The sequence below is a fragment of the Streptomyces sp. NPDC059957 genome, from assembly GCF_042730015.1.
Taxonomy (GTDB): domain Bacteria; phylum Actinomycetota; class Actinomycetes; order Streptomycetales; family Streptomycetaceae; genus Streptomyces.
On the sequence record NZ_JBHWMB010000063.1, the window covers coordinates 1 to 11,633 of the forward strand.

Below are 11,633 nucleotides of genomic sequence, written 5' to 3' on the forward strand. Positions count from 1 at the left end.
AGGACGCCTGCGCCACCCTCTGGCCCGCGGTTCCCGCGGACGGGGCCCAGGCCCCGGCCGGCATCGACGCCGGGCTGCTCGGCTCGGTCGAGCGGTCCGACGGGACCCGCCAGCTCACGCTCGCGGGGTGGCCCGTGTACCGGTACGCGAAGGACACGAAGCCGGGCGACGCGAAGGGCGAGGGCGTCGGCGGCACCTGGCACGCGCTGGCGGCGGACGGCGGCAAGGCGGCGGACGGGGAGGAGACGGCGGACGGGGAGGAGGCGGCGGACGCCGGAAAGGAATCCGCGCCGCTCTCCGCCGTGAACGACGCGAAACTCGGAAAGCTCATGGTGGACGCCCAGGGGCGCACTCTCTACCGGTTCGGAAAGGACAGCGCCTGGCCGATGAAATTCGGCTGCCTCGACGCCTGTTTGAACACGTGGAAACCGGCCGAACCCGTGGAAGCGGAAAAGGCCGTCGGAATTCCGGCCGGGCTGGTCGGATCCGTGGAACGGCCCGACGGAACCCGTCAATTGACGATCGACTGCTGGCCGGTCTACCTCTTCACCGGAGACACCGCACCGGGCCAGACCAACGGACACGGCCTACAGGGCCTCTGGTTCGCGGTGGACGACGCGGGCAAGAAGATCCCGGCGGCGGGCTGACCGGCCGTGCCCGCCACGGGAGACGCGGCGCCCCGGGCGCCCCGCGCGATCGTCCCGCCCGCCGCCCTCCTGCTCGCCGCCTTCCTCTGCGCGGCCTGCACGGCGGGGGCGGGCACGGGCGCGGGCGGTACGGGCGGAGGGCGGGCGGCGTCCTCGGCCCCGGCCCCCGCCCCCGAGCCCCTGGACCGGATCGCGGCTGCCCTGGGCTGCAGCCCCGAAGTGACGGTCGACGCGCAGGAGGTGCGCGAGGGCGCCTGCGCGGTGGAGGGGCTGGCCTTCCGGGTGGCCACCTTCAGCACGGCCCAGGGCCGAGCCGCGTGGCTGGCGGAGTCCCGGCAGTACGGCGGCACGTACCTCGTCGGAGAGCGCTGGATCATCACGGGGCCCTCGGCGGACGCCCTGACCCCGGCCCGGACCGCCCTCGGCGGAACCCTGGACTCGGCGCCCGGCCACACCCATGGCGCTCACCCCGCGGCGCTCCCGACGCACTCGGGGGCGCGACTCGCCGCCGACGCCTGAGAGCACGGACGCCGCACCGACGGTACGTACGGTCGGAGCGACCGGCCCGACCCGCCCGCCGTTGAGCGGAGACTCACAGATGGCACAGCCCACCCCCCTCGTCCTCAAGCCAGGCACGGCCTGGGCCGATGCCTGGCGGCGCGCTCTCGCCGCCGCCCCGGAGGCCTTCCGCGAGGACGGTGTCCTGAACCTCTGGGCCGGCGCCTGGCAGAGCGACGGCCACGCCCTGCCCGCCACCAGTCCCGTGGACGGCAGTCCCATCGTGGGCCCGCCCCGGCTGGACGCGGGCACCGCGACGGAGGCGGTACGGGCCGCCCTCGACCAGCACCGCGCCTGGCGGCAGGTACCTCCGGCGGAGCGCCGGGCCCGCGTCACCGCCGCCCTCGACGCCCTCACCGAACACCGCGACCTGCTCGCCCTGCTCCTGGTGTGGGAGATCGGCAAGCCCTGGCGCCTCGCGTGCGCGGACGTGGACCGGGCGATCGAGGGCGTGCGCTGGTACGTGGACCACATCGACAAGATGCTGGAGGGCCGGACCCCCCTCGACGGTCCGGTCTCCAACATCGCCAGCTGGAACTACCCCATGTCCGTCCTGGTCCACGCGATGCTGGTGCAGGCCCTCGCGGGCAATGCCGTCATCGCGAAGACCCCCACCGACGGCGGCCTGGCCTGCCTCACCCTCGCCTGCGCCCTCATCCACCGCGAGAACGTCCCGGTGACCCTCGTCAGCGGCAGCGGAGGCGAACTCTCCGAGGCGCTCGTCCGCTCCCCGGAGATCGGCTGCGTCTCCTTCGTCGGCGGCCGCGACACGGGCGCCCGCATCGCCACCGCCCTCACCGACCTCGGCAAACGCCACATCCTCGAACAGGAGGGCCTCAACACCTGGGGCATCTGGGAACACACCGACTGGACCGCGCTGGGCGCGGCCATCCCGAAACTCTTCGACTACGGCAAGCAGCGCTGCACCGCCTACCCCCGGTTCGTCGTCCAGCGCACCGCCTTCGACGCCTTCCTCGCCGCCTACCTCCCCGCCGTCTCCGCCGTCCGCACCGGACACCCCCTCGCCGTCGCGCACGCGGACGATCCGCTGCCCGAGCTGGACTTCGGCCCGCTCATCAACACGGCCAAGGCCGCGGAGCTCACCGAGCACGCCGCGGAAGCCGTGGACCGCGGCGCCGTCCCCCTCTTCCGCGGCTCGCTGGACCCGGACCGCTTCCTGCCCGGGCAGGACACCTCCGCCTACGTGGCCCCGCTGGCCCTCCTCAGCCCGCCGGCCTCCTCACCCCTCTACCACGCGGAGCCCTTCGGCCCGGTGGACACGATCGTGCTCGTCGACACCGAGGCCGAGCTACTGGCGGCGATGAACGCCTCCAACGGGGCCCTGGTCGCCACCCTCTCCACCGACGACCCGGCCACCTTCGGCCGCCTCGCACCCCAGATCCGCGCCTTCAAGATCGGCCACGGCACGCCCCGCTCGCGCGGGGACCGGGAGGAGCTCTTCGGTGGGTTCGGCGCCTCCTGGCGGGGCGCCTTCGTCGGCGGTGAACTCCTCGTCCGCGCGGTCACCCACGGACCCGCCGGCGAACGGCTCCCGGGCAACTTCCCGGAGTACCAGCTGACGCCCTGAGAAGCCGCCGAGGAGGCGCTGCGCCGGGGCCCGGGCGCGCTGATTACAGTGAGATCACCGCCGCGCCGCGCGGAACGCCAAGGGGGCGGACCGCCGCGGCCCGGCAAGAGCCTGGAATGGAGCCGCAGATGGAGAGTCCCAGCCGTACCGCGCTGATCGAGGACCTGATGGGGCGCTTCCCGCACGTGCCCCGGGAAGCCGTGATCAAGGAAGACCTCCTGCGGGGCGGCATGGCCTTCGACGAGTCCGCGCTCAGCGGGGGCGCCGACGGGTCTTCGGGCGACGTCAAGCCCAAGTCGTACTTCATCTTCTCCTTCGACCACCGCACCCTCCCGGAGCTCGGCGCCGCCGCCCTGAACCGGCCCCCCGAGGAGATCGTGCTCACGGGTGGCCCGTACGAGCTGCGCCGCACGGTGGTCTCCGTACGGGTCAACCCGGACTCCCCGTACGTGGTGCGCGGCGGGGAGGACGGCGCGCTCGGCCTGTACCTGGACGGCGTACGGATCGCGGACGTCGGCCTGCCGCCGATGCCGGAGTACTACCGGCACAAGCTGTCGAACGGCAAGTCGGTGATGGAGGTCGCGCCGACCATCCAGTGGGGCTACCTCATCTACCTGACGGTCTTCCGGGTGTGCCAGTACTTCGGCGCCAAGGAGGAGTGCCAGTTCTGCGACATCAACCACAACTGGCGCCAGCACAAGGCGGCCGGCCGCCCCTACACCGGGGTGAAGCCGGTCGACGAGGTGCTGGAGGCGCTGGAGATCATCGACCGGTACGACACGGCGGGCATCTCCCGGGCCTACACCCTCACGGGCGGCTCGATCACCTCCCAGGTCGGCGGCCGTGACGAGGCCGACTTCTACGGCCAGTACGCCCAGGCCATAGAGGAGCGCTTCCCCGGCCGCTGGACCGGCAAGGTCGTCGCTCAGGCCCTGCCCCGCGACGCCGTGCAGCGCTTCCACGACCACGGCATCAAGATCTACCACCCCAACTTCGAGGTGTGGGACGAGTACCTGTTCAAGCTCCACTGCCCGGGCAAGGAGCGCTACGTCGGCCGCGACGAATGGCACCGCAGGATCCTGGACTCCACCGAGGTGTTCGGCCCGCGCAACGTGATCCCGAACTTCGTGGCGGGCATCGAGATGGCCGAGCCCTTCGGGTTCACCAAGGTGAGCGAGGCGATCGCGTCCACCCAGGAGGGCCTGCGGTTCTTCATGTCGCACGGCGTCGTTCCGCGCTTCACCACCTGGTGCCCGGAGCCGACGACCCCGCTCGGCAAGGCCAACCCGCTGGGCGCGCCCCTCGAGTACCACGTTCGCCTGCTGGAGACCTACCGGGCGACGCTGGAGGAGTTCGGCCTGAGCTCCCCGCCCGGCTACGGCCCGGCCGGCCCCGGCCGCGCCGTGTTCTCCGTCTCCTCCTTCATGGACAGCCTGGAGGGGCTGGAGGAGAAGGAGGAGACCACCACCTGACGAGTCCCGCTCGGGGGTCCCGCTCAGAGGTCGAGGACCAGGTCCGAGGTCGGCAGGGACTGGCACGTCAGGACGTCGGTGTCGGGCAGGTCCTCCGAGGGGGTCACCCAATGGGCCGCCGTGCCCTTGAGGACCGTGCAGGCGCAGCTCTCGCACTGTCCGACCCGGCAGCCGCTGGGCATGGCGACCCCGGCCGCCTCGCCGAGGGCGAGGAGCGGGCCGTCGTTCTTGCGCCAGGTGGCGCTGCGTCCGGACCGGGCGAAGGTGACGGTGTACTCGGCGTCGTCGGGCACCGCCACCTCCCGCCGGGCCGGGCGGAACTTTTCGCTGAACACTTCGAAGCGGGGAACACCGCGCGCGATCAGCGCGCCGGTGAGGGCGTCCAGCATGGGCTGCGGTCCGCACAGGTAGAAGCGGGCACGGCGGGCGATGAGGCCGGGGTCGATGTCGTCGACGCCGATGAAACCGGCGCGGTCGTAGTCCCGGCCGAGGACGTCCTGCGGACCGGGAGCGGCGTAGTGGTCGACGACCGTCAGTGCGGGTATCCGGGCGGCCAGTGCGCGCAGCCGGTCCCGGAAGGGGTGGTCGGCCGCGTTGTTGTTGCCGTAGTGCAGGACGACCTCGGGGACCGTGCCGCCGGTGGCGGCGAGGGTTTCCAGGTAGCTGAGGAACGGGGTGATGCCGATGCCGCCGGCGAGCAGCACGACCGGGTTGCCGGTGTGCGTGGGGATGGCGAAGACGCCTCCCGGGCTCGCCAGGTGGAGCTGGTCCCCGACCCGGAGCTCCTCGTGGATCCGGGTGGAGAAGGCTCCGCCGGGGATGCGGCGTACGGCGAGCCCGTAGTCGGTGCGGCCGGCCGCGAGGGCGGGTCCGGTGAGGGAGTAGCTGCGGCCGTCGGCCGGGTCTTGGACGGTGCCGTCCGGGTTCTCGGTGCGTACGGTCAGGTGCTGGCCGGGACGGTAGTCCGGCAGGGCTCCGCCGTCCTGCGGGGCGAGCCGCATGGCGCGTATGCCGGGGCTGACCTCGGTGAGGGCCGTCACGGTGAAGGGGCGGGTCCCCGTCCAGGTGCCGTCTCCGGGAACCGGGCCGATCCGGCAGGCGGCCGCCCGCATCGGCGCCGAACCGCTGAGCGGGTCGGTCTCGGTGTGGTCGATGAGCCGGTTGAAGTTGCTGCCCGTGGCGGCGGTCGGGTCGGCGCCCGGGAGGGCGAGGTCGGTGGCCTCCTGCCACCAGCCGTACTCGCCCACGACGACGGAGGGGTGCAGGGAGTCGTCGAAGCGGGCGCGCAGCCGGATGGAGCCCAGGCGCGTGGCGAGCTCCAGCCACTCACCCTCGCCGATGCCGTGGGCGGCGGCGGTTCGCGGGTGCAGGTCCACGGAGGGGTCGGTGGCCCGGCGGCGCAGCGAGGTCACCGAACGCTGCTGGCTGTGGACGAAGTACCCGTGCTTGGCGCAGGTCAGTACGAGCGGGTACGCGGCGTCCGTGGGCGCGGGGTCGTGGTGCTCGGGCACCGCCGGGTAGCCGTGCTCCAGCAGCCGCTCGGAGTACAGCTCCACGCGCCGGGTGGGCGTGGCGAAGCCGGTCACCGCGTCCGCGCCGTCCGGTACCGGGGAGGCGTACTTGCGGTAGGCCTCCGTGCGGGGCACCCGGACGCCACCCTGCTGTCGGCGCAGCTCCTCGACGGTGAGGCCGAGGGGTTCGAGCTGCCAGTTCCAGGCGGCCTCGATGTCCCCGTCGAAGAAGTCGGCGCCCATGCCCAGACGGCAGGCGAGGTCGAAGACGAACTCGGTGTCGCTGCGGGACTCGCCCTGCGGCTCCACCATCCGGGGCCGGAGCTGGACCTGCTCCTGGGCCCGATGGCCGACCTCGAAGCCGAAGCGCAGGGCCTCGTGCTCGTAGGAGCTGTTGACCGGCAGGACGATGTCGGCGCTGCTGCTGGTCGGGTTGTGGAAGAGGTCGAGGTGGACCTGGAAGTCGAGCGCGCCCAGCGCCCGCGCCGTACGGTCGGAGTCGGGCTGCGCGACGACCAGGTTGGACCCGAAGCCGATGAGCGCGCGGACGGGGTAGGGGCGGCCCGTCTCGATGGCGGTGCACAGGTCGCCGGAGTTGATGTAGCCGAAGGACGGCGGGCCCAGCGGGTGCTTGTCGAGCCCGAGGGCCTTGGCGCGCTGCTCGGGGGCGAACTGGGCGAAGGACGTCGCCGGGTTGTAGGGCGGTGCGGGGACGACGTGGTTCCCGCCGGGGGCGTCGTAGGAACCGGTCAGCGCGTAGAGGGTGGCCAGGGCGCGCTCGGTCTGGGCGGCGTTCGCGCTCTGCCCCACTCCCGTCCACCCGTAGTAGGTGACCGAGGGCGCGGCCGCGATCTCCGCGGCGAGGGCGCGGACCTCCCGCTCGGGGATCCAGGTGGTGGCCGCGACCCGGGCCGGCGGCCAGGCCGCGCAGGCGGTGGCGTACCGCTCGAAGGCGGGCGCGCAGTCGACGACCGAGCCGTCGCGGAGGGCGACCGCCCGCGTGCCGCGCAGCGCGAAGCGCTCCGGGCGGACGGCGGCGCGTGCGGTGTCGTACGGCTCGGCCCGGCCGGTCTCCTCGTCGAAGACGGCGAAGCCCGTGCGTTCCCTTGGCGTATCGGCTAGCTCGTCCGCGCGCAGGAACCGGCCGGTGTCGGCGCGGACGAGGAGGGGGCCGTTGGTCCAGGCGCGGACGAAGGCCGCGTCGTAGCCCTCGCCGGCGATGAGGAGGTGGGCGAGGCCCAGGGCGAGCGCGGCGTCGGTGCCGGGCCGGACGCGTAGCCAGTGGTCTGCCCGCAGCGCGCTGGTGGAGCGGCGCGGGTCCACCACGGTGAGCTTCGTGCCGGTCGCCTGGGCGGCGGAGAGGGCGGAGGACTGGGCGAGCCAGGTCTTGGCCGGGTTGAAGCCCCACAGCAGGGCGAGGTCCGCGTTCGCGTAGTCGGGCGGCGGGATCGGCGAGCCGAAGGTGAAGGCGTGCGCGAAGTCCTTGTGCCAGTTGCAGATCTCCGCGCTGTACACGGTGTTCGGGCTGCCGAAGAGGCGTACGAAACGCTCGATCCACTCGGTGGCGTCCGACACCATGGTCCCCGAGGGTGTGGCCACGGCGAAGGCGACCGACTCGGGGCCGCTCTCGGCTGCGATCGCCCCGATCTTCTCGGCGATCTCCTCCATCGCCTCGTCCCAGGAGACGGGCACCCAGCCCGGGTCCGGGTCGGACTTGGGGTTGGTCCGGCGCAGCGGGGTGGTCAGCCGGCTCGTACTGTGCGCGATCTCGGGGGCGGAACGGCCCTTGGGGCACATCGCGGTGCCGGTGGGATGGTCGGGGTCCGGCCGGACGCCGGTCAGCCGGCCGTCCTCGATGGTGAAGATCGCGCCGCAGCGCGACTTGCAGAGGGTGCAGAACCCTCGCCTCTCCTCGGACACGACGTTCTCCCTGCTCGCGGACCTCCTTCCAGTGGACAGCCCGGCGTACGGCACTGACCAGCGGCGATGGTCGCGAACGGAGCACCGGACGACCCGCCCGGCCGGGACTTTCGCCCCGGGCCGAACGGGTCGTCCGCGTTGCTCACGGGAGGGTCAGGGGTGACGCTTCTGCACCAGGCGGAAGGCGGCGTAGAGGACCGCGGCGGCGAGGGTGAGGAGGATGGCGGTTTCGATGAGCTGGGTGGGCCAGTAGTGGGAGACGGGGTGGACGTCCAGGTACCGGGCGGTGATGTTCAGGTCGGCTGGGCAGCCGTCCACCATCTGTGTTCGCTCGAAACAGGCGTTCTCGGAGAGGCGCTCACCGGTGGCGGTGAGGAACCCGGAGTCCATCATGAACGCGGAAGCCGGAAACTCCGGCTGCACATGCCCCGGGAAGGGCGCGGTGCTCGTCACCACAGGCAGGAACGACCAGCGCAGCGCGCCGAGGACCAGCAGCACGATGCCCGTGAGGAAACCGGTGACGGCCATGGCGACCAGGGTCCGCCGGACGAGCTGACCGACGAGGGCGCCCAGGGCCACGCCCAGCAGGCAGTAGCCGACGAGCACCAGGCCGGTGGCCTCGTACGGACCGCGGTCGGCCCATGTGACCTGCCACGTCTGATTCACCCGCACCCATCCGAGGCGGTAGACCCCGATGAGGGCGAGGGAACCGAGCACCGAGACCGCGGTCGCCACCAGGACCTTCGAGCCGAGCCAGGCCCGCGCCGTCGTCGACTGGGTGAGGGCGAGCCGCCAGGTCCCGCTCTCCAGCTCGCGGGCGACCATCGGACCGGCGACGAAGGCTCCCACCAGCAGCGGGAGGAACAGGAGCGTGTTTCCCGCGTACATGACGCAGAGTCGGAGCAGCTCCCATGCGTAGTACTCGGACGACATGTAGAACTCTCGGTCGGCCTCCGAGTCGCCGCTCCACATGCGCAGCGAGACCATCATTACGAGGCCCAAGGCCACGAGGGCGGGCACCGCCCACAGCACCCGCCGGTGCTGGCGGACCGTCACCCAGTACGGACCCTTCAGCGTCAGCGTGCTCATGCCGACACCCCCTCGGCGGCATCGGCGTCCAGGGCGAACGCCGGGGCTTCGGGCGCGCGCAGATGGGCGAGCAAGAGTTCCTCCAGGGACGGGTGGGTCGTCTGCCAGGTGTCGCTGTCGATCGGGCCCTGGGGCCTTACGAGCGCCGTGAGCTGGCGGCCCGTCGTGCGGGCCTCGACGACGGTGTGCGCGGAGAGTTCGTCGCGGGCGGCGGCGGGGCCGGTGAGCAGCTGGTGCGCCGCTCCGATCTCGTCGAGCGGGCCGGAGAGGCGGATCCGGCCGCCGTCGACGAGGAGGAGGTGGTCGCAGGCGCCCTCCAACTCGGTGAGGATGTGCGAGGACATCACCACGGAGGTCCCGTTCTCGGCGGCGTCGGCCATCAGCGTGCCCATGAGCCGGTGCCGGGCGAGCGGGTCGAGGTCGGCCATCGGCTCGTCGAGCAGGAGCAGGCTCGGGCGTTTGCCGAGGGCCAGGGCCAGGGCGACCCGGGTGCGCTGCCCGCCGGAGAGCGTACGGATCTTCGCGCGCGGGTCGAGGTCCCCCGCCTCCACGATCTGCTCCGCCCTGCTCGCGTCCCAGCGGCCCGGGTTGAGCTCGTGGCCCATGCGCAGCGTGTCGCCGACGGTGAGCTGCGGGTAGAGCGGCTTGTCCTGGGCCACGTAGGCCAGTTCCTCGCGCGGTACCGAGCGCAGGTGGCCCTCCGTCGCTGACACGAGCCCGGCAGCGATGGTCAACAGGGTCGACTTCCCTGCACCGTTGGGTCCTACCAGTGCACAGACACGGCCCTCGGGCAGCCGGAAGGAGCAGTCGCGCAGCGCCCACCTGCCCCGGCGTCCGTAGCGCAGGCCGAGGCCGTCCGCCTCGATCACGGTGTGCGTCATACGTGTTCTTCCCCCTTGAAGTGCTCTTCCAGTACGGCCGAGAAGAGAGCGGTCGCGTCGTCCCGCTCCATCCCGGCCTCCCGTGCCCGCCGCGCCCAGTCGGCGAGTTCGGCGTGCAGCGGGGATTCCGCCGGGGCGCCGCCCAGGGACTTGCGGATGAAGGTGCCCAGGCCCCGCTTCGCCTCGACGAGGCCCTCGCGCTCCAGCTCGCGGTAGGCCTTGAGGACGGTGTTCGGGTTGATGGCGGTGGCCTCGACGACCTCGCGCGCGGTCGGCAGCTTGTCACCCGGCTCCAACAGGCCCAGGCGCAGGGCCTGTTTGGTCTGCTGGACGATCTGCAGGTATGTGGCGATGCCGCTACGCCGGTCGATGCGGTACTCGAGCACGACAACACCACCCTTTCACTAGGCAAGTAGTGAAAGGGTGGTGCAGGGGAGAACTTCTGTCAACTGTCCTTCGCCGGCTCAGGCGAAGGAGGGATCCGGAATCGAGCTGCGCAGAACCGGAGCGATCCGTGACTGGAACAGTGCGAGGGAGTCCCGGTGTTGGGCCTCGGTCAGCCCGCCCGGCTCGGCCTGGAGGTGCAGGACCGTGTGGCCGAACTCCTCGTGGTAGCGGTGCACCTTCTCGATCACCTGCTCGGGGCTGCCGATCAGTGCCGAACTCCGCTCGACGAAGTCCTCCAGGGTCGGGAACACCGGATCCAGCCCCTGCGCGGCGTGGGCCGCGAGGTACCGGGCGAACGCCGGCCGGTACGCGGCGACCGCCTGCTGCGAGGTGGGCGCCGTGTGGAAGCCCGCCGTGCCCGCGCCGACGACCGCGTGCGCCGGATCTTGTCCGTAGTGCTCCCAGCGCTCGCGGTAGTGGCGGATCAACGCGGCGTACGGGCCGATGGGATGGGTGACGTTCGCGGAGAAGAGCGGGTCGCCGTAGCGCGCCGCGAGATCCACGGACTCCCGGCTCGTGGCGCTGCCGTGCCAGACCCGCAGCGTCTTCTGGTACGGCCGGGGCAGCACCTCGGCGCCGGTCAGCGCGGGCCGGAAGCGCGGCTGCGCCGTCACCTTGTCCTCGAGCCAGATCTGCCGGAACAGCTCGTAGCCCTCGGAGTTGCGCTCCCACTGGTCCTCGGAGCTCACGTCGAACAGCTCGCGCTGCGCGGTGCCGTTCCCCTTGCCGATCATCAACTCCAGCCTGCCGTCGCTGAGATGGTCGAGCGTCGCGTAGTCCTCGTACGCCCGCACCGGGTCCAGCAGGCTCAGGGTGGTCACGGCGGTGTACAGCCGGATGCGGCGGGTCAGCGCCGCGATGTGGGAGAGCACCACGGGCGGGGAGGACGACAGGAACGGCCGCTCGTGCCGCTCGCCGACCCCGAACCCGTCGAAACCGAGCTCCTCCGCCAGCAGGGCGGCGTCGACGACCTGCCGGAACCGCTCGCGGGTGGGGGCCGGGGCGCCCGTCGCCGGATCCGTGCCGTCCGTGATCAGGGTGATGGCCAGGAATTTCACGTCGGCGTCGCTCCTCGGAATTGGCATGCCCGAAATACGGGGCGCGGAAATGACGGGAGTATGAAATCGAACTCGGCACTGTTAAATGCGTGTGGCGGCAATGTCACCCGCGTCCTGCGGCGCCCGGAAGGCCATGAAGAAGGGCCTGTGGCGCACGGTGAAACCGATCGACTCGTAGAGGCGGATGGCGCCGGTGTTCTCGGCGGCGGTGTGCAGGAACGGCACGTCTCCCCGGTCCCGGATGCCCGCGGCGACGGCGCGGACCAGGCGCGTCGCCAGGCCCCTGCCGCGGAAGCCGGGGTGGGTGCAGACCGCGCTGATCTCCGTCCAGCCGGGCGGGCGCAGCCGCTCCCCGGCCATGGCCACCAGCCGGCCCCGGTGGCGGATGCCGAGGTACGTGCCCAACTCGACGGTGCGGGGCAGGAAGGGCCCGGGCTTCGTCAGCTCGATCAGTTCCAGCAC

The 11,633-nt window shown here is 72.2% G+C and carries 10 protein-coding genes; 4 read left to right on the forward strand and 6 right to left on the reverse strand.

From position 1 onward, the window contains the following. From ACFWBW_RS31770 to ACFWBW_RS31785, 4 genes are all read left to right on the forward strand, one after another. The coding region (locus tag ACFWBW_RS31770) for an SCO0930 family lipoprotein (RefSeq protein WP_385379841.1) at positions 1 to 647 on the forward strand (647 nt) is incomplete at its 5' end. Between the two features lie 6 nt (positions 648 to 653). Then, a complete protein-coding gene (locus ACFWBW_RS31775; RefSeq protein WP_385379844.1) occupies positions 654 to 1,166 on the forward strand; it encodes a hypothetical protein in 513 nt (170 codons plus the stop codon). Positions 1,167 to 1,245: 79 nt separating this feature from the next. Beyond that, complete coding sequence (locus ACFWBW_RS31780; RefSeq protein ID WP_385379847.1) at positions 1,246 to 2,793, forward strand: aldehyde dehydrogenase family protein; 1,548 nt, start codon at positions 1,246 to 1,248, stop codon at positions 2,791 to 2,793. 128 nt (positions 2,794 to 2,921) lie between these two features. Then, complete coding sequence (locus ACFWBW_RS31785; protein ID WP_385379849.1) at positions 2,922 to 4,265, forward strand: radical SAM protein; 1,344 nt, start codon at positions 2,922 to 2,924, stop codon at positions 4,263 to 4,265. A gap of 23 nt (positions 4,266 to 4,288) precedes the next feature. Here the strand turns inward: ACFWBW_RS31785 and ACFWBW_RS31790 are convergent, their stop codons facing one another. The 6 genes from ACFWBW_RS31790 to ACFWBW_RS31815 all read right to left on the reverse strand — a co-directional run. After that, on the reverse strand, positions 4,289 to 7,696 hold the full coding sequence (locus ACFWBW_RS31790) for a molybdopterin-dependent oxidoreductase (RefSeq protein WP_385379852.1): 3,408 nt from the start codon (positions 7,694 to 7,696) through the stop codon (positions 4,289 to 4,291). A 153-nt stretch (positions 7,697 to 7,849) separates the two neighbouring features. Next, a complete protein-coding gene (locus ACFWBW_RS31795; RefSeq protein ID WP_385379855.1) occupies positions 7,850 to 8,785 on the reverse strand; it encodes an ABC transporter permease in 936 nt (311 codons plus the stop codon). Beyond that, the gene (locus tag ACFWBW_RS31800; protein WP_385379858.1) at positions 8,782 to 9,666 is read right to left on the reverse strand and encodes an ABC transporter ATP-binding protein; all 885 of its coding nucleotides are present in this window, start codon (positions 9,664 to 9,666) and stop codon (positions 8,782 to 8,784) included. The genes ACFWBW_RS31795 and ACFWBW_RS31800 overlap by 4 nt, the downstream gene beginning before the upstream one ends. Then, positions 9,663 to 10,052 (reverse strand): GntR family transcriptional regulator, encoded by a 390-nt coding sequence (locus ACFWBW_RS31805; protein ID WP_385379861.1) that lies wholly within the window; start codon positions 10,050 to 10,052, stop codon positions 9,663 to 9,665. The genes ACFWBW_RS31800 and ACFWBW_RS31805 overlap by 4 nt, the downstream gene beginning before the upstream one ends. Positions 10,053 to 10,130: 78 nt before the next feature. Then, the gene (locus tag ACFWBW_RS31810) at positions 10,131 to 11,171 is read right to left on the reverse strand and encodes an LLM class flavin-dependent oxidoreductase (RefSeq protein WP_385379864.1); all 1,041 of its coding nucleotides are present in this window, start codon (positions 11,169 to 11,171) and stop codon (positions 10,131 to 10,133) included. 81 nt (positions 11,172 to 11,252) lie between these two features. Next, positions 11,253 to 11,633, reverse strand: a 381-nt coding sequence (locus tag ACFWBW_RS31815) for a GNAT family N-acetyltransferase (protein WP_385379867.1), incomplete at its 5' end; no start/stop codon positions are given.